We start from the raw sequence: 24,785 nt of genomic DNA on the forward strand, positions 1-24,785 counted from the left end.
CCGAGTTTTAAGGGTAGGATCATGAAAGTTCGTGCTTCTGTTAAAAAGATTTGCCGGAACTGCAAAATGGTACGTCGCAACGGTGTTCTGCGGGTAATCTGCAACGCCGAGCCGCGTCATAAGCAGCGTCAAGGCTAAGCAAGACGGTGGGCGGCTTGCCGCCTATCGGCCGAAAGAGGTGGCATTATGTGCCACCTTTTTCGCCAGCTGAACACAGAGACTCATTCTCAGCTGGCTTGCACCTAGGGGGCGTTGACTGTCGTCTGGCGAGAAATCGTCAGGCTATTGCTTTTTTGTGGATTTATCGCTATCCTTGCGCGCCTTTTTATCATGTGCGTCAGGGGTGGTGTGAATACCACGTCAACGCTGCAATTTTAGAGTTACTGGAGTAATTTGAATGGCCCGTATTGCTGGTGTAAACATACCAGACCACAAACACGCGGTTATATCCCTGACTTATATCTACGGGGTAGGCCGGACTACTGCCAAGCAGATCTGCGCTGCTACCGGCATTGCTGAAGATGCGAAAATCGGCTCTCTGTCAGAAGAGCAGGTTGACCAGCTTCGTAATGAGGTAGGTAAGTTTACCGTTGAGGGTGACCTGCGTCGTGTTGTGTCTATGAACATTAAACGTCTGATGGACTTGGGATGCTACCGTGGCCTGCGCCACCGCCGCAGCCTGCCTGTCAACGGTCAGCGTACTAAGACTAACGCTCGTACCCGCAAAGGTCCGCGTAAGCCTATCAAGAAGTAATAGACGCTTACGCCCACATTCAAAGTACGGTAACAACAGTTAGGAAGAGATTGCTATGGCCAAGCCAGGTAATAAAGCCACGACCAAGAAAAAAGTTAAAAAGCAGGTAGCGGACGGTGTAGCACACATCCACGCCTCTTTTAACAACACGATCGTAACGATCACTGACCGCCAGGGTAACACCCTGACCTGGGCAACCTCAGGTGGCTCAGGTTTCCGCGGTTCTCGTAAGAGCACCCCTTTTGCCGCCCAGGTTGCGGCAGAGCGTGCCGGTGAAGCCGCTAAAGAGTACGGCCTGAAGAACCTTGACGTAGAAGTTAAAGGTCCGGGACCGGGCCGTGAGTCTGCCGTTCGCGCCCTGAACAATGTTGGCTACAAGATTACCAACATTACAGACGTGACGCCGATTCCACACAACGGCTGTCGTCCGCCGAAAAAACGTCGAGTGTAAGGGGGCAAACTAATGGCACGTTATATTGGACCAACTTGTAAGCTGTCCCGTCGCGAAGGTACCGACCTTTTTCTGAAAAGTGGTGCTCGCGCGCTGGACTCAAAATGCAAACTGGAAACCGCTCCCGGTCAGCACGGCCAGCGTCGCGGCCGCCTGTCGGACTACGGTGTTCAGTTGCGTGAGAAGCAAAAAGTACGTCGCACCTACGGTGTACTGGAAAAGCAATTCCGCGGTTACTACAAAGAAGCTGCCCGTCGTAAGGGCGCAACCGGTGAAAACCTGTTGAAGCTGCTTGAGTGCCGTTTGGATAACGTGGTTTACCGCATGGGCTTCGGCTCGACTCGCTCTGAAGCGCGCCAGCTGGTATCTCACAAGGCAATTGCTGTTAACGGCAAAACCGTCAACATTGCATCTTTCCAGGTAGCAGAAGGTGATGTTGTTGCAGTTCGTGACAAGGCGAAAAACCAGCTCCGTATTCAAAACGCTCTGAACCTTTCTGGTCAGCGCGCGGATGTGGAGTGGGTTGAAGTTAACGCTGAGAAGAAGGAAGGCACTTTCAAGCGCGTTCCCGATCGCAGCGACTTGCCGGCTGAAATCAACGAAAACCTTATCGTAGAGCTTTACTCCAAGTAAGGGATTAACCGTTAACAGGTGTGGCTATGCAGACTGCAGTAAACGAATTTTTGACTCCACGTCATATCGACGTAACCGAAAACAGCCCGACTCACGCAAAAGTCGTGCTGGAGCCGCTCGAGCGCGGCTTCGGACATACTTTGGGCAATGCGCTGCGTCGTATCCTGCTCTCTTCAATGGCCGGTTGTGCCATTATCGAGGCCGAGATCGATGGTGTATTGCACGAGTATAGCGATATCGAGGGTGTTCGCGAGGATGTGATTGAAATCCTCCTCAACCTCAAAGGCGTAGCCGTTGTAATGCACGGCAAGGATCAGGCGGTTCTGACTCTGACCAAAAAAGGTCCGGGTGTGGTCACTGCTGGCGATATTCAGGTCGATCACGACATCGAGATTAAAAACCCCGATCACGTGATTGCCAACATCACTGGTGACACCACCCTGAGCATGCGTTTGACCGTTTCTCGTGGCCGCGGTTATCAGCCCGCTGATGCCCGTCGTCAAGAAGAAGACGAAAGCCGTGCGATTGGTCGTCTGCAGTTGGACGCTTCGTTCAGCCCGGTACGTCGAGTAGCCTACAGTGTCGATAGCGCTCGTGTTGAACAGCGCACCGACCTGGACAAGCTGATTTTGGATCTGGAGACCAACGGTACCATCGATCCGGAAGAGGCTATCCGTCGCGCCGCGACCATCCTGCAGCAGCAGTTGGCCGTGTTTGTTGATCTGGAAGGCGAAAAGCAGTCTCAGCCGGAAGAGAAAGAAGAGGCCATTGATCCTGTTCTGTTGCGTCCGGTGGATGATCTGGAGTTGACTGTTCGTTCAGCCAACTGCCTGAAAGCGGAAAACATCTACTACATCGGTGATCTGATTCAGCGTACAGAAGTGGAGCTGCTGAAGACACCGAACTTGGGTAAAAAGTCTCTGACCGAGATTAAAGACGTACTCGCCTCGCGCGGTCTGTCACTCGGTATGCGTTTGGAAAACTGGCCCCCGGCCAGCCTGCGCAACGAAGACTAATTCATACAGTCCCGCGCGTGGCGCGGGTTAACGCGATTGCTGTGAAGCAATCATAAGTGAAGGATTTAGCGTCATGCGTCATCGTCATAGTGGCCGTCAACTGAATCGTAACAGTTCGCATCGCAAAGCCATGTTTCGCAACATGACCGCGTCTCTGGTTGAGCATGAACTGATTAAAACTACTTTGCCAAAAGCCAAAGAGCTGCGTCGTTTCGCCGAGCCTTTGATCACTTTGGCCAAGAAAGACAGCGTTGCAAACCGCCGTTTGGCGTTCGCTCGTCTGCGTAACCCAAAAGCAGTCGGCAAGCTGTTCGCCGAGTTGGGTCCGCGTTACGAGTCTCGCCCGGGTGGCTACCTGCGCATTTTGAAGTGCGGTCTGCGTGCCGGCGACAATGCCACCATGGCATATGTTGAGCTGGTGGATCGTCCGGCTAATGCCGTTGCTGAAGAGGCAGAAACCGAGTAAAACCGGTTTTTCTCTTCAAAACACAAAAAGCCGGCTTGCCGGCTTTTTGTGTTTGTGGGGTAAGCTTTACTCTCTGCCGTGGGGCGTATCCAGCGCCAGAATTGGGCCGTCAGGTACAATGGCAGTCGGGTTGATCATGGTGTGACTGCGGTAATAGTGTTGCTTAATGTGATCGAAATGAACCGTTTCTTTCACGCCTGGCCACTGGTAGAGCTCTCGGGTATAAGCCCACAGGTTTGGTAAGTCGGTAATGCGCTTTAGATTACATTTGAAGTGACCGTGGTACACGGCATCAAATCGTATCAAGGTGGTAAAGAGTCGCCAGTCTGCCTCCGTCACCCTTTCACCGGTTAAATAGCGCTGACGAGAGAGAATCTCCTCCAGCCACTCAAGCGACTCAAACAAGGTCTGAACGGCTTCGCTGTAGGCCTCTTGGGTGGTGGCAAATCCCGATTTGTAGACGCCGTTGTTGACTGTGTGGTAAACCCGGTCGTTTACAGTATCAATCTCCTGACGCAAGGCCTGTGGGTAATAGTCGCCGTCGCGGGCACCAAGGCCATCAAAGGCGCTGTTCAGCATGCGGATAATATCGGCCGATTCATTATTCACAATCCGCCCACTTTGCTTGTCCCAGAGGACGGGTACCGTCACCCGACCGGTAAACTCGGGTGAGTCGGCGGTGTACACCTGGTGCAGAAAATCGGCCCCATGGATGGGATCTTGAACCACCTTGTCGTCCGGTTCAAAGGTCCAGCCATTTTCCAACATCAGCGGGTTAACGACCGATACGTCTATCCAGTCTTCAAGACCTTTTAACGCCCGGAAAATCAGCGCGCGGTGCGCCCAGGGGCAAGCGTAAGACACGTACAGGTGATAGCGCCCTTTTTCGGCCTTAAAGCCAGCTTCTCCGCTGGGGCCGGCACTGCCATCGGCTGTTATCCAATTGCGAAACTGAGATTGCTCGCGGACAAATTTGCCGCCGGTTCCCGAGGTGTCATACCACTTGTCTTTCCACTGTCCGTCCACCAAAAGACCCATAACTGCTCCTGTGTGTTGTTGGCTTCATCGTTTCCTACCTTAGCGAATCTGAGCAGGCAGAAACACCGGCGCTCTTGTGGGTAAATGATTGAAAAAACCGATCTGTCGGCCACAAAAAAGCCGGAGTCAAGCTCCGGCTTTTTGAGTTGCTAGCCTTTGGGCCAGTGGCTTCGCTCAGAGCGAGTCGACAATGGCGTTAAGGGTCGCACTGGCGCGCATGGCCGCAGAGGTCTTGGCGTCGTCGGTCTGGTAGTAGCCACCGATGTCGACGGGTTTGCCTTGAGCGCCATTGAGCTCATCCATGATCTTGCTTTCGTTGCTCGCCATATCGCTGGCGACTTTGGCAAAGCGCTCGGCCAGCTCGGCATCGTCGCTCTGGCTGGCGAGGGCTTCGGCCCAGTAGAGTGCCAGGTAGAAGTGGCTGCCGCGATTATCGATTTCGCCCACCTTGCGGCTGGGTGACTTGTTCTCATCCAGGAATTTGCCGGTTGCCTTATCCAGGGCAGAGCCCAAGACACTGGCCTTGGTGTTACCGGTCACCTGACTGTAGTGCTCCAGCGAGGCCGCCAGTGCCAGGAATTCACCCAGGGAGTCCCAGCGCAGGTGACCCTCGTCGGTGAACTGCTCGACGTGCTTGGGGGCAGAGCCGCCGGCGCCGGTTTCAAACAGACCGCCACCGTTCATCAGCGGCACAATCGAGAGCATCTTGGCGCTGGTGCCCAGCTCGAGGATGGGGAAAAGGTCGGTCAGGTAGTCGCGCAGCACGTTGCCGGTTACCGAGATGGTGTCTTCACCGTCTTTGGCGCGTTGCAGCGACAGGCGAGTGGCCTCCACCGGCGACAGAGTACGAATGTCCAGGCCTTCGGTATCGTGCTCGGGCAGATACGCCTCGACCTTTTTGATCAGTTCGGCGTCGTGCGCGCGGGCCTTGTCCAGCCAGAACACTGCCGGGCTGCCAGTGGCGCGGGCGCGATTCACGGCCAGTTTTACCCAATCTTTGATGGGAGCATCTTTCACTTGGCAGGCGCGGAAAATATCGCCTTGCTCAACGCTCTGCTCCAGCAGTACTTTGCCATCGGCGTCGACAATACGCACGGTACCGGCCGCACTCATCTCAAAGGTCTTGTCGTGCGAGCCGTACTCTTCGGCCTTTTGCGCCATCAGGCCCACGTTTGGCACGCTGCCCATGGTGGTGGGGTCGAAGGCACCGTTCTCTTTACAGAAGGCGATGGTCTCCTGATAGACACCGGCGTAGCAGCGGTCGGGGATAGTGTACTTAGTGTCGTGCAGCTTGCCATCCGGGCCCCACATCTGGCCGGAAGAGCGAATCGCTGCGGGCATGGACGCATCGATAATCACATCGTTGGGCACGTGCAGGTTGGTGATGCCTTTGTCGGAGTTGACCATGGCCATTGCAGGGCCGGCTTCGTAGGCGGATTTAATGTCAGCTTCAATGGCTGCGCGCTTGTCCGCTGGCAACTTTTGAATATTGGCGAGCACATCGGCAAAGCCATAAGTGGGGTCCACGCCCAGTTCTTTGAACTCGGCGCTGTATTTCTCAAACAGCTCGCTAAAGAACACGCTGACCGCGTGGCCGAAGATGATCGGGTCTGAGACTTTCATCATGGTGGCTTTCATATGCAGCGAAAACAGCACACCTTCGTCCTTGGCGTCTTTGATGGCCTGGGCGAGGAAGCTGCGCAGGGATTTCGCACTCATCACTGCGGCGTCGACAATCTCGCCGGCCTGAAGGGCGAGGCCGCCCTTGAGGATGTGCTTGCTGCCGTCGGCGGTTTCAAACTCAATTTTGGCGGTGGTCGCTGCCGGCAAGGTAATGGATTTTTCGCTGCCGAAGAAATCGCCCTCGCTCATGTGTGCCACATGGGATTTCGAGTCTTTCGACCAGGCGCCCATGGAATGCGGGTTTTTGCGGGCGTACTCTTTCACCGAAGGCGGGGCGCGGCGGTCGGAGTTGCCCTCGCGCAGCACCGGGTTAACCGCAGAGCCTTTGACTTTGTCGTAGCGCGCGGCGATGGTTTTTTCTTCGTCGGTTTTCGGCTCGGCCGGGTAGTCGGGCAGCTTGTAGCCCTTGTCCTGCAGCTCCTTGATGGCGGCCTTAAGCTGCGGAATCGAGGCGCTGATGTTTGGCAGCTTGATGATATTGGCTTCGGGTTGCTTCGCCAGCTCGCCCAGCTCGGCCAGCGCATCGCTCTGGCGCTGCTCCTCGGTCAGGTATTCGGGGAACTGGGAAATGATACGGCCTGCCAGGGAAATGTCTTTCAGCTCAACTCCAATGCCTGACACTTTGGTAAAGGCCTCGATAATCGGGAGGAGCGACTGGGTGGCCAGTGCCGGAGCTTCGTCGGTCTTGGTGTAGATAATCTTGGAATCTGATGTAGCCATTCTTCTACCTGTGGTTGTAAAGAGGGTATCTTCAGAGGCCGGATGACACCGGGCAGGTCGAACCAACAGGTTGCGGGCACAGAGATTGCGCCTTCCCGCGCCGGCTGATCATCCTGAATTGGCCGCTTGTGGCAGCCAACCAATACGACAACAAGCCTCTGCATTGGAGGAGGCGGCATTATAGCAGCAAGGGGCGGGCTTCGCACTGGCAAAGGCCCGCGTGTCAACGGCCAGCCCCAGCCGCTGCGTGGCCGGCCAGCACAGTGCGACGCGGCAGGCAGCGGCCCTACGCGACTTGAGCCGGTGGCTCAAATCTCGCTAGCTGAGCATGGTCTTGAGAAACTGACCGGTGTAGGAGTGCTTATTGGCCGCCACCTCTTCCGGGGTGCCGGTGGCGATGATCTGGCCGCCGCCACTGCCGCCCTCGGGGCCGAGGTCAACGAGATAATCGGCGGTTTTAATTACATCCAGGTTGTGCTCAATCACCACGATGGTGTTGCCGTGATCGCGCAGACGGTGCAGAACATCCAGCAGCAGCTGAATATCGGCAAAGTGCAGGCCGGTGGTGGGCTCGTCGAGAATGTACAGGGTTTTGCCGGTATCGCGTTTGGACAGTTCCTTGGCGAGCTTGACGCGCTGCGCCTCGCCGCCAGAGAGGGTGGTGGCCGCCTGCCCCAGGCGAATGTACGACAAACCCACGTCCATCAGGGTTTGCAGTTTTCTGGCGATGGCCGGTATGGCATCGAAGAATTCCCGGCCCTCCTCGATGGTCAGTTCCAGCACCTCGTGTATGTTTTTGCCCTTGTACTTCACTTCGAGTGTTTCACGGTTGTAGCGCTTGCCTTTGCAGACATCGCAGGGCACATACACGTCGGGCAAAAAGTGCATTTCGACTTTGGTCACACCGTCGCCCTGGCAGGCCTCGCAGCGCCCGCCCTTGACGTTAAAGCTAAAACGCCCGGGTTTGTAGCCGCGCGAGCGCGCCTCGGGGGTACCGGCAAACAGATCCCGCACGGGGGTAAAAATGCCGGTGTAGGTGGCCGGGTTGGAGCGCGGTGTGCGCCCGATGGGGCTCTGGTCGATGTCCACGCATTTGTCCAGCTGGTCCATGCCTTCAATGCTGTCAAACGGGGCCGGCTTGAGGGTGGTGGCGCCGTTGAGCTCTGTGGCGGCCACCGGGTAGAGGGTCGCGTTAATCAGCGTCGACTTGCCCGAGCCGGACACCCCGGTCACGCAAGTCATTAGACCAAGGGGCAGCGCCAGATCGACCTTTTGCAGGTTGTTGCCCCGCGCGCCGCTCAGGCGCAGCATTTTTTTCGGGTCCACTGGGTGGCGCTTGGCGGGCACGGCAATCTTCTTGCCGCCCGAGAGGTACTGGCCCGTGAGCGAGTGTTCGTTGGCCATAATGTCTTTGACGGTGCCCTCGGCAATCACCTGACCGCCGTGCACGCCGGCGCCCGGACCTATGTCGATAACGTGGTCGGCCAGGCGAATAGCGTCTTCGTCGTGCTCAACGACAATCACGGTGTTGCCCAAGTCCCGCAGGTGGGTGAGAGTGCCCAGCAGGCGCTCGTTGTCGCGCTGATGCAGGCCAATGGAGGGCTCATCGAGAATGTACATAACCCCCACAAGGCCAGCACCGATTTGACTGGCCAGGCGAATACGCTGGGCCTCACCGCCCGACAGAGTGTCGGCGCTGCGGCTCAAGGTCAGGTAGTTAAGCCCCACATCCACCAAAAACCGAAAGCGGTCGCGCAGCTCCTTGAGGATTTTGTCGGCAATGCCGGCTTTGGCGCCGGTAAAGCCCAGCGCATGAAAGTACTCATAGGCGTCGCCCACCGGCATATTGGCGATTTCGGGCAGGGTTTTCTCGTCCACAAACACATGGCGCGCCTCGCGGCGCAGGCGGGTGCCGGCGCAGGATGGGCAGGGCTGGGTGGAGAGAAACTTCGCCAGCTCCTCGCGCACCATGGACGACTCGGTATCGCGATAGCGGCGTTCGAGGTTGGGGATGACCCCCTCAAAGGTGTGGTTGCGCTGGATAACATCGCCGCGCTCATTCACGTATTGAAAGTTGATGGACTCATTGCCCGAGCCGTGCAAAATCACCTGCTGGTGGGCTTTTTTCAGGGTGTGCCAGGGGGTGTCCACATCAAAGTGGTAGTGCTCGGCAATGGAGCTGAGCATATGAAAGTAATAGATGTTGCGCTTGTCCCAGCCCCGAATCGCGCCTTGTGAGAGTGAGGCCTCGGGGAAGAGCACCACTTTGCTCTCGTCAAAAAACTGCTTCACGCCCAGGCCGTCGCAGGTGGGGCAGGCGCCGGCGGGGTTGTTGAAGGAAAACAACCGCGGCTCCAGCTCGCTCAGGCTGTAGTCGCACACCGGGCAGGCGTGCTTGGCGGAGAACATCTGGTCCTCGGCCTCGTTGTCCATAAAGCTGATGCCGGCAATGCCGTCGGCGAGGTTAAGGGCGGTCTCAAAGGATTCGGCCAGGCGAATTTGCAGGTCGTCGCGTACTTTAAAGCGGTCCACCACCACATCGATGTTGTGCTTTTTCTTTTTATCCAGCTTGGGGGCGTCGTCCAGGTCCACCAGCAGGCCGTCAATGCGCGCGCGGATAAAGCCCTCGCGTTTCAGTTGCTCCAGGGTGTGTAAGTGCTCACCTTTTCGGTCGCGCACCACTGGCGCGAGCAGCATCAGCTTGGTCCCTTCCGGCAGGGCCAGCACCGTGTCCACCATCTGGCTGACGGTCTGTGCTGCCAGCGGCGCGTTGTGCTCGGGGCAGCGCGGCTCGCCCACTCGGGCAAACAAAAGGCGCAGGTAGTCGTAAATTTCGGTAATCGTCCCCACGGTGGAGCGCGGGTTGTGCGAGGTGGACTTTTGTTCGATGGAGATGGCCGGGCTCAGACCCTCCACATGGTCGACGTCCGGCTTTTCCATCATGGACAAAAACTGCCGCGCGTAAGTCGACAGCGACTCCACATAGCGCCGCTGGCCCTCGGCATAGAGGGTGTCGAAGGCGAGCGAGGACTTGCCTGAACCCGACAGACCGGTAATCACCACCAGTTTGTCCCGGGGGATGTCTAGGTCGATGTTCTTGAGGTTGTGGGTGCGCGCGCCGCGTACGTAAATGGTATCCAAGATGTCACCTGTGGGACGTTCAAAACCGGCCATTATACGGCAAATTGGTGTAAGGACAGAGCGCCGCAGCCCAGGCCATTCTCTGGTAGAATTTCGCTCTTTTGCGCGGTAAAGGTCTTTTCGTGGCTTCCAGTGCTCCACCGTTTGAACGCCGTATCGTCACGGCGCTCGCTTCGCTCTACGCCTTTCGCATGCTGGGCCTGTTTATGGTGCTGCCGGTGCTGAGCCTCTATGGCGCTCAGTACACCGGCGCCAGTGCGGCCCTGCTGGGGTTGGCGCTGGGCGCCTATGGCTGCTCGCAAGCACTGCTGCAAATACCCTTTGGCGTGCTGTCCGATAAAATCGGCCGCAAACCGGTGATTGTCGCGGGGCTGCTGATTTTTATTGCCGGCTCGGTGATCGCGGCGCTGGCCGACTCCATCTGGGGGCTGATTATCGGCCGCTTGCTACAGGGCGGCGGCGCTATTGCCAGCGCTGTTATGGCTCTGGTCACCGACCTGACCGCTGACGAAAACCGCACCAAAGCCATGGCCAGCATCGGTGCCTCGATCGGCGTGTCTTTTGCCGTGGCCTTGGTACTGGGCCCGGCCCTGGCCGGCCTGGGTGGCGTCAGCCTGATTTTTTGGGTCACCGCCGGGCTCGGCTTGGTGGGCATTTACGTGATTCTCTACCGGGTGCCGACGGTCGCACCCAGTAAAAAGCGGCGGCGCGAGTCCGGCGCTGTACCGCAGTTGCTCTGGCAGACCCTGCGCAACCGCGAGTTGTTGCGCCTGGATGCGGGTATCTTTGCCCTGCATTTTGTCCTCATGGCGAGCTTTGTGGTGGTGCCGCTGGTGCTCGGTGGGCCCCTGGCGATTGCGCCTTCGCACCACTGGCTGGTGTATTTGCCGATATTGGCCGGCTCATTTATAGCCATGCTGCCGCTGATCATCATTGCCGAGAAGCGCCGCAAAATGAAACCAGTGTTTCTGCTGGCCATTGGCCTCTTGGCCGCGGCTTTGCTCTGGTTGATGCTGGTGCCAGAGGGGCTCGCTTGGTGGCTGGCCGGGCTGTTTGCGTTTTTTATGGCGTTTAACCTGCTGGAGGCGACGCTGCCCTCACTGGTGAGCAAGCTGGCGCCAGCCGGCGCCAAGGGCACGGCAACCGGTATTTACTCCACCGCCCAGTTTCTCGGCGCTTTTTGCGGTGGTGCCAGCGGCGGGATCTTGTATCAAGCCGGTGGCGCCGCGGCGGTGCTGGGCCTTTGCGCTTTGGTGGTGGCGCTCTGGTGGGGTCTGGCGCGTGCCATGGTACCGCCCAGGTACCTTGCCAGCCTGCTTTTCCCCCTGGGGGGGCGTGACCCAGAACAAGTGGAGCAGCGCTTGGCCGGGATCGAGGGGGTGGCCGAGGTGCTGATCGTCCCCGCCGAAGACATGGTCTACCTCAAGGTGGACGCCAGCCGGGTCAACCGGGCTGAAATCAACCAGCTGTTGCAGCAATAGCATGAACCGGGAGGCTGGTGTAAGCTGGCCCCTGACACAGTAAAAGAGACATTCGGGAGAAAAGTATGGCATCGCGTGGCGTCAATAAGGTAATACTGGTAGGCAATCTGGGGCAGGACCCGGACACCAAATACATGCCCTCCGGTGGCGCCGTCACCAACATCAGCGTCGCCACCTCCGAGCAGTGGAAAGACAAGCAAACCGGCCAGCCGCAAGAGCGCACCGAGTGGCACCGGGTGGTGTTCTTTAACCGCCTGGCCGAAATTGCCGGTGAATACCTGCGCAAAGGCTCCAAGGTGTACATCGAGGGCTCCCTGCGTACTCGCAAATGGCAGGGCCAAGACGGCCAGGATCGCTACACCACAGAAATCGTTGCCAACGAAATGCAAATGCTCGACTCACGCGGCGGCGAGGGCGGCGGCTATAGCGGCCAGGATAATTATGGTGGCGGTCAGAACTACGGCGGTGGCCAACAAAACTACGGCGGCTACGAGCAACCCGCCGCGCAGCAGGCACCACAACAAAACCGTCCACCGCAACAGGCCCCGGCGCAACAGGCCCCGGCGCAACCCCAACAGCCCGCCGGTGGGTTTGACAGTTTTGATGATGATATTCCGTTTTGATGAATGGGCATTAGTATCGGTTTAGAGGAAAAGGCTGCGCTTAGGGTGTGGCCTTTTTTGTCTGGGCGAGGGGAAGGGGTTGGTTGTTTGGAATTAAGTAAACTGCTCCTGGAATTTGCCTGTTCACTGTAGGCGACACCAAAGCCATCGCCGTTCTGGGCGTTAAGCTCGCCTGTTTGTACAAGACTGATTTGTGCCAGAGGCCGCAGAGGTGAAAAAATAATTTATTTGCCGAGGCTTGATTTTCGCTGGCGTTTTAATAAAAATCTTGTACACATTGATATTGGTAGTTTTTCACACTTAACACAGGGAGTTAGTGATGATATCCCCCCGCCTATTTCGCCGTTTTTCACTGCACTATTTGCTGCTAGCCAGCCTGCTGTTGGCGTCTGGCCCCATTGTGGCTCAAACCTATACTTACAATGGTGTGGGTTATACAACGCTGGAAGCTGCCGAGGCTGCCATGCGCGCGGCCAAAGGGGGAGAAGATGAGTACGATAGCTTCGCGAGGGAAAATCTGGAGTATGACTTCAGTACAGTCTCATCCGGTCGTTCCTATTATAAAACCGAATCAAAAGGCGCTGAGGGAACGCCTGTTGGGACTTTTTACCGCTCCATGAGCCAATACGTTTTCGATAAAGAAGAGGCTTATGCTATACGCTTAGCTTATCATCACGACAGCCTTGGATCCTACAGCTGTCAACTGCCCGAGGTGATTAGTGAGAATGGCGTCTCTGAAGAGTCGGGGTTGGGTGGACTTAACCTTCTCCTGAGTGGGGCCCCACTATTTGGCGTGCCCTATGAGAAAGCTTACTCAAAATCGTACAGGCTGTTGATAACTTGGCTGCGACATGGGTGGGGGGACCCAAGCGGTAGTGGTTTTACTTGGTGCGGTTATCAACCCTCTTCAACTATCACATACGGGCCCAAGCAATCCACACACGACGACAATTCTGTTTTTCAGTTCGATGTACATCAATGCCCTCGTGGATACCGAAACAGTTCTGCCTATGACTCAAACGCTCGGCTGACGGCCTCTTGTAAAAGCAGGAGGATGACAGATATTCTCTATGTTAAATGCCGTTGTGATCAAAACTTTATCGACGGTAAATGTGAAGACCGAGAGCCTGTCTATAACGCCGGTACCACCCAAGACCCCAGTACGGGCGCCATTCTAAAAATCTCAGACCCGAATAATCAGGGCTTGCGTTGTGGCCAGGAAATCCAGGGCGAGGACTGCGAGGGCAGCGGTGAGCCCATTGATGTGCCTTGGGTGGGCAATCCTGTCAGTTGTGCCACCGGCCAGAAAAAACAGACCGAGGCGCTGTACCAATCCGCCGATGGCCAGCTGAACTTTAATCTCACCTACAAGAAGAGCGGCGAAACCAAAACTCGTGCCTACACACTACCCATTCCGAACAATGTGGAGGTGATTGAGGTGATCAAGCCCGAAGAGAAAACTCACGGTTGGCTCTCGGATGCGCCTCGTTTGATTGACTATGGCCAGGGCGTGATGGCTTTCCTTAATGGTCGCGGGATTACCCGCTTGTTCCTCAATGGGCAGTCGCAGCGCCCCGCCGCCGGCCATCTCACCACCACCAGTGGTGGCAGCATTTATACCAGTGCGGGTGGCACGGCTTACCACTTTGACAGTGCGGGAGTGTTAACGAACAAAACCGACCGCAATGATCGAACTGTCACCTACACTTACCCCAGCCATGATGAGCGGGTGATGACCGACGACGCAGGTCGCAGTCTGCGCCTGATCTATGATGACCTGGGGCCGGCGGGCGAACCTGTGCCGGTACAGATGACCGACCCGGCGGGCCAGGTGTACAGCTACCAGTATGATCCGGACGGCTACCTGACGCGCGTGAATCTTCCCGGTGGCGGTTATCGCGAATACAGCTATCAGGTGTTCGACGATGGCGATAAGCGCCTCAGCAGCATTCAGGACGAAACCGGCACCCACTACGCCTTCTGGGCCTATGATGAGAAGAAGCGGGCCACCTTGTCCGAGCACGCTGGCAGTGCGGAAAAGGTGACTATAAATTATAATGATGAGACGCCCGGTGAGGTCTCGCGCTCCGTGCGCACCTACCGTTCGGCCTCGGATTTCTCTGAAGTCGACTATACATTTGCTGTGCTCAATGGCAGCTACAAGCCGCTGGAAAAAACCGTACAGCCCTGTCCTGACTGCAGTGTGGGTACCACCCAGTACCAGTACGACAGCAACGGTTACCTGCAGGAGAAAATCGATGCGGCGGGCGTGGTCACGCGTTTTACCTACAACAGCGAAGGGCTGCAAACCCAGAAAATCGAGGCCTGGGGCACGCCTGAAGAGCGCACAACCACAACCACCTGGCACATCGGCTGGCGCAAGCCGCTGACTGTGGATGAGGCGCAGCGGTTGACCACCTACACCTACGATGCCAACGGTAATCGCCTGACCCAGGCGGTAAAGGACAAACAGACGATGCTGCAGCGTACCACCACCTGGACCTATAACAGCCGGGGGCAGGTGCTGACGGAAGATGGTCCGCGCACCAGCGTTAACGACACTGCCACCTACACCTATGACGCCCAGGGTAACCTGGCCACGGTGACCAACGCACTAGGGCACACCACCGTCTTTGCCAACTACGATGCCCACGGCCGCGCGCTGTCTATTACCGATGCCAATGGCGTCAGCACCCAACTGGTTTACTCGCCCCGTGGCTGGCTCACCAGCGCGACCACCGCCGGCAAGACCACCCTCTACACCTACCTCGCCAATGGTAAGTTGCAAAGTGTAGAGCGCTCCACTGGTGTAACTCTGCACTATGAATACGATGCCGCTCAGCGCCTGACCGCCATTGAGGACGATGCCGGCAATCGCATTGAGTACACGTTGGATTTAATGGGCAATCAAACCCAAACCGATATTAAGGATGCAGCCGGCGTACTTAAAAATGCGGTGACTCAGGTGTACAACAATCTGGGGCGTCTAAAACAGACCATCCGAGGCGGCAATGGGGCTGACGAGTTCAGCTATGACGCTGAAGGCCGAACGACCGTGCAGGAGGATGCGCTTAACCGAACTTCCACTATGGAATATGACCCCCTGGGGCGCTTGCTCAAGCAAATTGACCCTGCGCAACAGGAAACGGAATTTAGCTATGACACTCAGAACAACCTCACCAGTGTCACCGACCCCAATAATCACGCCACGGCCTATATCTACAACGGCTTTGGCGAAGTAACCCAGCTCACCAGCCCCGATACCGGCACCACCACCTACGAATACGACGCGGCCGGTAACCGCACCGCGCAAGTGGATGCGCGCGGCATTCGCACCGAGTACAGCTACGATGCGCTCAATCGTTTAACGCAGGTGCATTACCCCAGCGACCCCTCGCTGGATGTGAGCTACACCTACGATCAGGGCACCAATGGTATCGGCCGTTTAACCCGCATTGATGACGCAACCGGCTACACCACCTACAGCTACGACGCCTGGGGCAATGTGGTCAGCCAAACCCAGGTGACCAGCGGCAACATCTACACAGTGGGTTACAGCTACAACGCCGATAACCAATTGCAGAGCATGACCTACCCATCGGGCAAGGTGGTGGATTACAGCTTTAGTGCCACAGGTGATGTCAGTGATGTGACGCTTACCTCCGGTAGCAACACCAGCAGCTTAGCCACCGGCATTGCCTATTTGCCGTTTGGCCCGTCCACGGGCTGGACCCTCGGTAACGGCTTGGTGGTGAGCGGCGCGTTTGATTTGGAGTATCGCTTAACCGACGTGCAAACCACCCCGGTGATTGACTATAGCTACGGGTATGACCCGGTGGGCAATATCATTCAGTGGGATAACCTGCTCGATATCAGCCGTTCGCAGAGCTTTGATTACGATGCGCTCGACCGCCTAACCGACGCAACCGGCTTGTACGGGGACTTTGATTACACCTATGACCCGGTGGGCAACCGGCTAAGTAAAACCGAAGCCGGCAGCGCCACCACCGATACCTATGCCTACGATCCGGCCAGCAACCGCTTAACCGGCATTACCGGCGCCAATCCCGAGTCCATGACCTACGACGCCGTGGGCAACATCGTCACCCGCGGTAGCGATACCTTTACTTACAACGCCCGCAACCGTTTGGCCAAAGTCGAACGTAGCGGCGCCGTGATTGCCGAGTACCAACACAACGGCAAAGGCGAGCGGGTGGTCAAGGCCGCCGGTGGCAACACCATCCATTTTGTCTACGACTTAATGGGCAATATCATCGCTACGGCCAATGGGGCGGGCGTTGTTCAGCGCGAATACGTTTACGTTAATGGCGAGCGATTAGCGTTGTTGCAAGAAAGCCCAACACAAGCGACTTACTTCTACCACAACGACCACTTGGGTACGTCCAAGGCGCTGACCAACGCCAGCGGTACGGTTGTGTGGCAGGCGGACTACACGCCCTTTGGTGAATTGACCGAAACGGTGAGTATCGTTGAGCAGCCGTTCCGTTTCCCGGGGCAGTATTTTGATGAGGAGACTGGGTTGTACTATAACTACTTTCGGGATTATGACCCGGGGTTGGGACGGTATGTGCAGAGTGATCCGATTGGGTTGGAAGGGGGGATTAATACTTATGGGTATGTGGAGGGAAATCCTTTAAGTAAATTTGACATTTTGGGACTGTATTCTTCCAGCTGCTTAGAAAAGGCCAAAAATCGATTGGAGCTATGTTTGAAAATTGCGCGAGATCTTTATGATCGAATGAGCGACAATTTTTCCAGTTCTTGTGATTACGTCTGCTCGGGCTTAGGTAATGAATATGGTGGACACGTTTCTTGTCAAATCATATGCGATGCATCATTAGGCCCGTCTAAAGCAATGGTATATATACAGTATATGTCAATGGTTTCGGGTTGTTACATGGTCTATAAAACTCAAAAATTATTTTGTAGCGAGTGTTGATACTGATGATTCTTAGTGAGAACAGGGTGTTTAGACTGCTAATACAGATTAATTGTGTTTTGTGGTTCCTTTCAGTAGGCTTTTTATTGAGCCCTGATTCTCGGGTTCTACATATAATTATTTTGCTGGCAGGGCTTTTAGTTTCTGCTCTCTTGGAATTCATGGACATCAGAAGAAACAAGAAAATAGCGCACGCAGAATGAGTGATGTCAGATGCAGAAATTCCAAAATAAGAATTCCGGGGACAGTTTACTTAATTGAATTTATGGACTATAGGTTTTCCCTGTACCTAATGTCTAGAGTTTGACAGGAGATACTTATGGCAAGGATGCCTAGACTGGTTGTACCGCAATATCTGCATCATGTTACTCAGCGCGGTGCGCGCTGAATGAAAACATTCTTCAAGGAGGAAGATTACCTGATTTACCTGGAACTTGTGGCAGAGCACAAGGCGGAAGCAGGTGTCGAGATATGGGCTTACTGTTTAATGCCCAATCATGTTCACTTTGTCGCCGTACCAAATGAGCGGGATAATCTCTCAGGACTGTTTAGGAGCGTTCACCGCCACTATAGTCGTGCGATAAATTTCAGGCAGAAATGCACTGGCCACCTATGGCAGGAGCGGTTTCATTCATTTATGACGGATGAGCAGTACCTTCTGGCGACAGCAAAGTACGTTGAGTTAAATCCGGTAAAAGCAAATTTATTCGACAGCCCTGAGCAATGGCTTTGGTCCCGTGCCAGAATCTATCTGGCCAGGCGCGATGACGCTGTTGTTACGGCATCCCCTAAGCTCTATTGAATCCAGGGTTGGCGAGCGTGTTTGGCTGCCGGAACTGAGAGCGAGGAGAATATACAGAAGTACACTGCCTCATGGAGCCCGGCTGGCAATCAGAGCTGTGTCCAGAGAATTGAAGCGCTTATAGGCTGCGACCTACAGCAAAGAAAACCGGGTCCAAAACCTCGTAATTGAGTAAACTGTCCTCTTAATTGCCACTATTGCTTGGGGATGTTGGGATTAAAGGAGCAAAGTTAATGCAAGAGAATGAAGTGATCGGAGGAAAAATACACCCTCTATCAGTAACGACGGTTTTTATAGAAATGCTATTTAATGAAACTTTGTTGGCTTCAGGCACGGCATTTTTTGTAAGTAGCAGCAAGGGTCCGGTACTTATGACCAATTGGCACAATCTGACGGGGCGAAATCCAGAAACAAATGAGTGTTTAAGTAAGCACTGTGCGGTTCCCAACCTAGCCAGAGTAAAGTTGCTGGGACCGCACCAGCCTTTATGGTTCAAATTTGATCTTGAGCGAGATGGAAGGCCGGTTTGGGTTGAACATTCAATTTATGGAGCAAAGGTAGATGTGGTTGGTGTATTGCTTTCAGAATTGAAAGATTACGTAATGCACTATGTTGGCATAGATGAAGGCTGGTGTAAGCTAGATGTGGCTGATCGAATCCATATCGTCGGGTATCCGTTTGGTATGCATGATAACTTCGCAATTTGGGCTACTGGATTCGTAGCAAGTGAACCGGAGACGAATTACCGTAACTTACCTGCTTTTTTAGTAGATTGCAGAGCTCGAAAAGGGCAGTCAGGATCGTTAGTTTTGTCCTTGATAAAACCCGGTGATGCGAAACTTCATAATGGGAAGTTATGGGCCGCCCAAAAAGAAATGGTTCATTATCTCGGTATTTATAGTGGTCGCATTAATAATGACTCTGATCTCGGTATTGTTTGGAAAAAAGGATGTATTGAGGGATATTGTTAGTACCATTAATACATCTCGCGACATTGTCGAGGTTAAATCCTCAAGCTTTAGTGCGGTATAAATCAGCTAAATATCAATTGCTGGAAATTCCGGGGACGGCTTACTAAATTCAATGGGCCATCTTGGCTGAGTAGAGGGATTAACTGCTATGGAGGTGACCTTGGCAAGGATGCCTCGATTATTTCTTCTTCATTGCCATCGCCGTCTAACGCAGAGCGGAGCACACGCGACGTATGTAAACCATCTTCTCTAGGGGTGGCTATCGTTACTACCTAGAGCTTGAAGCGGAGTATAGGCCGAGGTTGGAGTTTAGGTAAGGGCGTCCTGCCCGACGTCCGACTGTAATCCTCCCCCAGCCATGATCATTCACAGACAAACGACTAGAGTGAGACCCTACACCCACTGCTCGCTGTCGCGATCCTGATTTTCACTGTCGTACCTTGGCTGCAGGCGCTCCTGTACCCATTGACGCACTTCGCGGCGTTTGTGTTTTGAGGTGAGCGGCTTGATCTAGATGCTCTGAGCCTGCAGCTGCTCTTATCCGCCGATAATGGTGCCACCATTTGGATGCAACACTTGACCCGTCATATAGCTGGCGTCATTGGATGCCAGAAATATATAGCTTGGTGCGACTTCGTCGGGTTGTCCAGCGCGGCCCATGGGTGAGCTTTCTCCAAAGCCTTCAACCTGGTTGGCACTAAAAGAGGCGGGTATGAGTGGTGTCCAGATTGGGCCGGGAGCCACAGCGTTGACCCGAATGTTGCGCTCGGTCAAGCTTGCTGCCAAGGACCGTGTCAGGGCAACAATGGCGCCTTTGGTAGCGGCATAATCCAGTAAAACCGACTTTCCCCGGTACGCAACAATCGAGGTGGTATTGATGATGCTATCGCCATCGCCTAAGTGGTTGATGGCGGCTTGCGTCAAAAAAAATGTTCCAAAAATATTGGTGTCAAAGGTTCTTCGCAACTGCGACTCAGAAATATCCGTAATGGATTCTTGAACATGTTGCTCGGCAGCGTTATTGACCAGAACGTTCAAGTCACCCCACTTTGCTACTGCCATTTGAACACTTTTATTGCAAAAGTCTGCGTCGGAAATGTCGCCTTTGATTGCAAGGGCCTCGGTCCCTGCCTCGCGAATATGATTGCAGGTTATTTCCGCATCTTTGCCTTCGTCTTTGTATAAAAAGGCGACGTTGGCGCCTTCCTTGGCAAAGCCGATGCAAATGGCACGACCGATTCCGCTGTCGCCACCACTGACAATAGCAATCTTTCCCGTAAGCTTTCCTGAGGGCTTGTAGTTTTTCATAAAGGACTCAGGTTGTGGTTGCATTTCCCTCTCGTCGCCAGGTTGATGAGTTTGATGCTGTGGGGGAAAAGATTCTTTCTTGTCACTCATGGGGCCTCTCCATTAGATGTTGGGGCGTTTGGAAATCGAACTGTCGGCGACTTGCCGTTGCTTTTCCGTACGCATTGCGGCTTCCATAAATTCCGCTTGCTCGCCATCCAAGGCTCTTCTCGCATCAAAGAATACGTCCTTCTCTTCTTCTTCGATGTGGTGCTCCAGGCTCTCTTTTAATGTTAGAAACTTCTGGAACCAAGCAGACCCGGTCAAAGACGGATCTGTAAGCTCAGACAACAACTGATCAGATTGTTGGTGTTCCTCCTCGCCATGCTTAACTTGCTCTCTCGTTTCAGGGTGGTTTTTGAGCGGGTCGTAGAATGCTTTTTCCTCCGCCTTACTATGAGTGATAATCGTTGCCTTTAGTTGGTTAAATAGCTCGCTTCGCTCGGAAGATTCTTCCGGGCCAAGAACTTTAATTTTGTCCATAAGGGCTTTAATTTTCTCATGGTCTTTTTTCAGGTACGCGTAAATAGACATAATTTACCTCGAGCTTCGGTGATAAGTTCAACGTAAGCCTGAACGAGCAGAAGTCATGCCAATAAAGAAAGAGCCATAAACCCCTTGCATTGGCGTATAATCCTTTTTTTTGCGTGTGTATTGGCTGTTACTCATAGATCTCTAACGTTATGTGGTAAATAGCTGTGAATTATTTACAAGGAGGGCTCCGGTAGCGAATAAAAAGTCGGTGGAATTGACTTTTTGTAGACCGCTAATGCAATAGAAAGTGGACGCCAAGTGCTGGCTAGTAATCAAAAGCTATGGCGTCTGGTGCGGCAGAAGATGCAATCGTTACAACAGGGGGAAGGTATTGAATAAAAGTGCCGGAACGCGTTATAAATCTGGAACGGTTTAACGTACGGTCCGCATCTCGGGCGCTTTAAAGGCGACAGGGTTATTTCTCAAGCCAGAGGATAGTGTACGTCGAGGCGTTACCAGAGGATGGACGTTTAGATTCTTGATGTTCTATCGCGTAATTACCTTCTGTCCGAAAAGTGACTCTATCAGATCGTGTGAAGCCTCTCATTTTTAGCTGCTTTTCGATCTTTGAAAGATTGTTTTCATTCAGATTGCCAAAGTTTCTTATGACACCCATGCCGTACTTCATGGCGACCTCCGTTTGATTGGGTTGCCGGGATTGTTCGTTGATAATAATCTGCCGCTGTGTCTTCCAGACTACATGATAGGGTAGGTTTTGCAACTTATCGAGCCGAGTATGAATCGAGGAGTAAGTTCAGAGTTACGCCTTGATGCGTTTTTGGGCCTCTGTCTATATTATGTAGAAATACAGGAAGGGTTTGCGTGCCATTACGGCTCGATTTATTCCATCGCTGAAATTGCTAGTGCAAGCATGCTACGCATAGTCACCCGATGGAAACTGCAAGTTCGCGCGTAGGTACTGGAAAAGGTTGACCGTTTAACGATTACGTTCGTGCTTTCACATTGCGAAAGATCAAAACGTTTTCCAAGTACCTAGTTCACAGAACACTTCCACGCCTAACAAGCAGCCCCTACACCCGCTGCTCGCTGTCGCGATCCTGATTTTCACTGTCGTACCTTGGCTGCAGGCGCTCCTGTACCCACTGACGCACTTCGCGGCGTTTGCGTTTTGAGGTGAGCTGTTCGGTATAGATGCTCTGCGCCTGCAAGTGGCCTGCTTCGCCGTTGCGGCTGATGTCAAAGCTGCGGCGCGCACCAATCAGGTGTTGGCTCGGGCCGTGGGTGGCGGCAATGCAGATTTGCAGGCGTTTGGCGTGCTCCAGTGCGTCTTTTTGTGTCTGTGGTGGCGATTGGTCGGTGCCCACAGCGCTTTGCAGAATATCTTCAAAGCTGCCCAGCACAAGGTAGCCCCCCGGCTGTATGGGGCCTTCGCGCAGGTTGTTGGCTACGCTTTTATCCTCGGGCGAGTGGCGGGCGTAGTCGGTGACAAAGCCGGTGCTGAGGCCCGATGCGGTTTTCACTTTAGCCACCACGCTTTGTACGTGTATCGGTTCCTTGCTCATATTTACAAACAGGCAGCAGGCTTTGAGGCCGCTGCCCTGCGCCTGGTGGATGATGCTGAAGGGGCGGTTTGCGCGCCTGTAGCTAAAGTAGAAAAGTTGCAGGTAAATCAACCAGATAGCGGTCGTGATTACGTTGCTGCCAGCGCTGATCCAATCGGTTCCCAATGTGTGTCCTCCTCGGTTTCAACAGATAATGGACGGGCCAACATACAAAAATCGCTCCAGAATAATGAGCATCAAAAGACGGCTTCATTTAGACTAGCGACAGTTTGGGCATTTAGGCTCGACCTTCCCTTCTATTATTAACAGGATGTTATTTATGACGGACACAACTTCTTCTGCGGCCGACACGGCTCACGCTGATATCAACGCCAAAGTTCTCGGTGAGGCGCCCGCCATGGCGCTGGGCAGTCTTTATCAGAGTATCGGCAATGCGCTGGCTTTAGCGGCGGCCAATGCGGTCTATGCTCAACAGCAGGCCAATGTGAGCTATCAGGCGGCGACGACCCTGGGTGTATCGACTTTATTAGGCGTGGAGTCGGCGTCTGCGGCTCATCAGACGCTTATACTCACCGCGCAGCCGGCTGAGACGGCTCGCGAGCAAATCGAGCAACAGATTCGCCTGCTGCAGCAACAACTGGAGTCGCTCAAAGCGCGGTCGGAAAACCCATCGTCGGTAAAAGGAGCCTAGTATGGATACCGAAACACTGGCAAAAGCGCCCAAGACGCCAGAAGCTATGGCCTATCTGGCCGCCGTGCAAACCACTCAGCTGATACTGCAGGACGCGGCTACACTGGCGAGGAATAACCATATGGTGTTTACCAGTGCCACGGCGCTGGCGCTGAAAAACCTTGAGCAAGGAAAACCGGAGGGCGAAACCCTATTGCGAGAAATAGAAAAAGCGATGGCCAGCAGTCAGGAGTATCTCGCCAAAACCGGCAGCATTTGTGCGCAAATTCTGGCGGAGTTTAAGGCGCTGACCTAATGCGGTTTACGCCGGCCTAGTCGCTGCCAAAGGTGTAAACCCCGTGCAGGCTTTGCCGGTGATCCGCAGAGCTCAGGTGGCTCACTGAAAAGACGTAGCGCGAGGCCTTTTGATTGGTCATGGCCTCTTGCCGGCCGATCAGCTCCACACCGGCAAAATCCAAATGGCTGTCACTGGCCGCAAGGCCCGTCTTGCCGGAAAAGTGGCCGTTGGTGATGGTGACATTGGAGGCGTTAACGCTGAGCGCGACCTCATCAGCTTGCGCGCTGACATGGGTCATGGTGACGTTGGAGTCGGTGATGTGAATGCTCTGGGCCTGCACGTTACGCAGGACAATGTTGTTGCAATGCGTGATGGTTATATGGCGGTAATCACCACCTAACGTCAGGTCGCTTTGGTCTTTGCAGGAAAAGTCGCCTTTGTTTTTTTGCGGCTCAATGGACGGGGCTTGCCATGTGGTTTGCTGCAAAAACGTGGCGATGGGCTGGCCAATTTGCTCTGGGTAGTTAACGGGCATATGGCCCATGCCGGCGTAGACCAAAAACGTGGAATTGGGTATCTGGCCATCCAGCAACTCGCCCGTTCGCAGCGGCGCCACCGGATCTTCTTTGCCCCAGAGAATCAGAGTGGGAACCTCCAGTTGCTGTAAATCCCCGGAGTAGTCTTCCTCGACCAGGGCGAGGGCAGCGTTCAGGTTGGGGTGTTCGCCCAGTGCCGCGCTCCAGGTCATTTCGCTGCCCGAAATCACTTTGGTGGGGTCGGGTAGGGCGTCCCAGCGCAGCAGGCCGCCGCCGACGCTGCGCACCAAATCGCTGATGCCGTCCTGCACGCCTTCGGGCAGGGCATTGAAGTAGGAGACCATGCCCGCCTCCAGCGGCAGTGCCGAAGAGTATTGAGCAAAGGTGCTGCGCTCAAGCACGCCGGCAACGCTGATCAGCACCAGATGATCCACTGAGTCGGGGTAGTGGCTGGCAAAGCGCAGGGCTACGGCGCCGCCCATGGAGTGGCCCATGAGGTCGAAGCGCTTGATGCCGGATTTGTCAGCCAGGGCTTTGATCATTTGCGCATAGCGCGTGGGCGAGTATTTGCCTCCGGGGTTTTCCGAACGGCCAAAGCCCGGCAGGTCGATGGCCAGCACCCGGTGGGTTTTTGCCAGCTGCGGGATCAGCTTTTCCCAGTCGCGCCAGCCTTTTTCGCCCAGCCCGTGCACGAGAAGAAGGGTTTTGTCGTTACCCTTGCCGGCCTCCACCCAAAATACCCGGCTGTTAAACACCGGCTCGGAGGCGTAACCGGACGTCCAGCCGGCCGGGAGCGTTTTTTTATTGCTTTGCGTCTCGCCGTAAGTCAGCGCAGGTTTGACGAAGGTACACAGTAGCAAGGTAAGAAAAAAGATCTGTCGCAAGGCTTGGGTGTCCAGTAGAGGTATCTTCAGTTCAAACGGTTATTGTCGCAGCTTCCCCCGTATTGAACCAGTGCGCTAACGCACAATGCGTGCGACCTTTTGATGTTGCTCTGTCAGAGTAACCACTCCACGCTCGGTTTTTCCTTCCTCAAGCGGGCGCGTTATGTTGCTTATCAGAAAACGTTTTCACGGCCAGAAAACGTTTTCATTATGACCTTGCGTCCAATGCTATAGACACTTTTCACCTCACTGCC

The 24,785-nt window shown here is 54.6% G+C and carries 21 protein-coding genes; 14 read left to right on the forward strand and 7 right to left on the reverse strand.

The genetic code is table 11. The features are described from left to right. Window positions 1-21: 21 nt before the first annotated feature. The 6 genes from rpmJ (at window position 22) to rplQ (ending at window position 3,320) form a co-directional block, all read left to right on the forward strand. On the forward strand, window positions 22-138 hold the full coding sequence (gene rpmJ, locus QWI16_RS01070; protein ID WP_020210089.1) for a 50S ribosomal protein L36: 117 nt from the start codon (window positions 22-24) through the stop codon (window positions 136-138). A 259-nt stretch (window positions 139-397) separates the two neighbouring features. Beyond that, entirely contained in the window at window positions 398-754 is a 357-nt protein-coding gene (gene rpsM, locus QWI16_RS01075) for a 30S ribosomal protein S13 (RefSeq protein ID WP_302710863.1), read from the forward strand. A gap of 55 nt (window positions 755-809) precedes the next feature. Then, window positions 810-1,205: a 30S ribosomal protein S11 gene (gene rpsK / locus QWI16_RS01080; protein ID WP_041522392.1), complete on the forward strand. Its 396-nt coding sequence runs from the start codon at window positions 810-812 to the stop codon at window positions 1,203-1,205. Window positions 1,206-1,217: 12 nt separating this feature from the next. Then, entirely contained in the window at window positions 1,218-1,838 is a 621-nt protein-coding gene (gene rpsD / locus QWI16_RS01085) for a 30S ribosomal protein S4 (RefSeq protein WP_302710864.1), read from the forward strand. A gap of 26 nt (window positions 1,839-1,864) precedes the next feature. Continuing rightward, on the forward strand, window positions 1,865-2,854 hold the full coding sequence (locus QWI16_RS01090) for a DNA-directed RNA polymerase subunit alpha (RefSeq protein WP_302710865.1): 990 nt from the start codon (window positions 1,865-1,867) through the stop codon (window positions 2,852-2,854). A 73-nt stretch (window positions 2,855-2,927) separates the two neighbouring features. After that, window positions 2,928-3,320, forward strand: a complete 393-nt coding sequence (gene rplQ, locus QWI16_RS01095; protein ID WP_302710866.1) for a 50S ribosomal protein L17 — start codon at window positions 2,928-2,930, stop codon at window positions 3,318-3,320. 66 nt (window positions 3,321-3,386) lie between these two features. Here rplQ and QWI16_RS01100 read toward each other — a convergent pair whose 3' ends face one another. The 3 genes from QWI16_RS01100 to uvrA form a co-directional block, all read right to left on the reverse strand. Then, window positions 3,387-4,358 carry a glutathione S-transferase family protein gene (locus QWI16_RS01100; RefSeq protein ID WP_302710867.1) on the reverse strand — a complete coding sequence of 324 codons (972 nt, stop codon included), beginning with the start codon at window positions 4,356-4,358 and terminating at the stop codon, window positions 3,387-3,389. A 174-nt stretch (window positions 4,359-4,532) separates the two neighbouring features. Beyond that, entirely contained in the window at window positions 4,533-6,761 is a 2,229-nt protein-coding gene (locus QWI16_RS01105) for an NADP-dependent isocitrate dehydrogenase (protein ID WP_302710868.1), read from the reverse strand. A 318-nt stretch (window positions 6,762-7,079) separates the two neighbouring features. Beyond that, on the reverse strand, window positions 7,080-9,902 hold the full coding sequence (gene uvrA, locus QWI16_RS01110) for an excinuclease ABC subunit UvrA (protein ID WP_302710869.1): 2,823 nt from the start codon (window positions 9,900-9,902) through the stop codon (window positions 7,080-7,082). Between the two features lie 122 nt (window positions 9,903-10,024). Between uvrA and QWI16_RS01115 the strand changes: the two genes are divergently transcribed. The 5 genes from QWI16_RS01115 (at window position 10,025) to QWI16_RS01135 (ending at window position 18,739) form a co-directional block, all read left to right on the forward strand. Further along, a complete protein-coding gene (locus QWI16_RS01115) occupies window positions 10,025-11,383 on the forward strand; it encodes an MFS transporter (protein WP_302710870.1) in 1,359 nt (452 codons plus the stop codon). A 65-nt stretch (window positions 11,384-11,448) separates the two neighbouring features. Beyond that, window positions 11,449-12,006 (forward strand): single-stranded DNA-binding protein, encoded by a 558-nt coding sequence (ssb, locus tag QWI16_RS01120; protein WP_302710871.1) that lies wholly within the window; start codon window positions 11,449-11,451, stop codon window positions 12,004-12,006. 1,054 nt (window positions 12,007-13,060) lie between these two features. Then, entirely contained in the window at window positions 13,061-16,966 is a 3,906-nt protein-coding gene (locus QWI16_RS01125) for an RHS repeat-associated core domain-containing protein (RefSeq protein ID WP_302710872.1), read from the forward strand. 388 nt (window positions 16,967-17,354) lie between these two features. Beyond that, entirely contained in the window at window positions 17,355-17,768 is a 414-nt protein-coding gene (locus tag QWI16_RS01130; protein ID WP_302710873.1) for a transposase, read from the forward strand. Between the two features lie 233 nt (window positions 17,769-18,001). After that, window positions 18,002-18,739, forward strand: coding sequence for a S1 family serine peptidase (locus tag QWI16_RS01135; protein ID WP_302710874.1), 738 nt, complete (start codon window positions 18,002-18,004; stop codon window positions 18,737-18,739). Window positions 18,740-19,276: 537 nt separating this feature from the next. Here the strand turns inward: QWI16_RS01135 and QWI16_RS01140 are convergent. The 3 genes from QWI16_RS01140 to QWI16_RS01150 all read right to left on the reverse strand — a co-directional run bounded on the left by QWI16_RS01140 (window position 19,277) and on the right by QWI16_RS01150 (window position 22,101). After that, window positions 19,277-20,137, reverse strand: coding sequence for an SDR family oxidoreductase (locus tag QWI16_RS01140; RefSeq protein WP_302710875.1), 861 nt, complete (start codon window positions 20,135-20,137; stop codon window positions 19,277-19,279). A 12-nt stretch (window positions 20,138-20,149) separates the two neighbouring features. After that, window positions 20,150-20,620, reverse strand: coding sequence for a hemerythrin domain-containing protein (locus QWI16_RS01145; protein WP_302710876.1), 471 nt, complete (start codon window positions 20,618-20,620; stop codon window positions 20,150-20,152). A gap of 1,031 nt (window positions 20,621-21,651) precedes the next feature. Continuing rightward, window positions 21,652-22,101, reverse strand: a complete 450-nt coding sequence (locus QWI16_RS01150; RefSeq protein ID WP_302710877.1) for a hypothetical protein — start codon at window positions 22,099-22,101, stop codon at window positions 21,652-21,654. Window positions 22,102-22,122: 21 nt separating this feature from the next. Here QWI16_RS01150 and QWI16_RS01155 point away from each other — a divergent pair, with 21 nt between their 5' ends. From QWI16_RS01155 to QWI16_RS01165, 3 genes are read left to right on the forward strand one after another with little or no spacing between them, the layout of a single operon-like run. Next, entirely contained in the window at window positions 22,123-22,449 is a 327-nt protein-coding gene (locus QWI16_RS01155; RefSeq protein WP_302710878.1) for a hypothetical protein, read from the forward strand. Window positions 22,450-22,462: 13 nt separating this feature from the next. Next, complete coding sequence (locus tag QWI16_RS01160) at window positions 22,463-22,834, forward strand: RebB family R body protein (protein ID WP_302710879.1); 372 nt, start codon at window positions 22,463-22,465, stop codon at window positions 22,832-22,834. A gap of 1 nt (window position 22,835) precedes the next feature. Continuing rightward, the gene (locus QWI16_RS01165) at window positions 22,836-23,129 is read left to right on the forward strand and encodes a hypothetical protein (RefSeq protein ID WP_302710880.1); all 294 of its coding nucleotides are present in this window, start codon (window positions 22,836-22,838) and stop codon (window positions 23,127-23,129) included. Between the two features lie 16 nt (window positions 23,130-23,145). Here QWI16_RS01165 and QWI16_RS01170 read toward each other — a convergent pair whose 3' ends face one another. Beyond that, the gene (locus QWI16_RS01170) at window positions 23,146-24,531 is read right to left on the reverse strand and encodes an alpha/beta fold hydrolase (protein WP_302710881.1); all 1,386 of its coding nucleotides are present in this window, start codon (window positions 24,529-24,531) and stop codon (window positions 23,146-23,148) included. Window positions 24,532-24,785 lie beyond the last annotated feature (254 nt).

It is taken from the genome of Gilvimarinus algae, from assembly GCF_030518215.1.
GTDB lineage: Bacteria > Pseudomonadota > Gammaproteobacteria > Pseudomonadales > Cellvibrionaceae > Gilvimarinus > Gilvimarinus algae.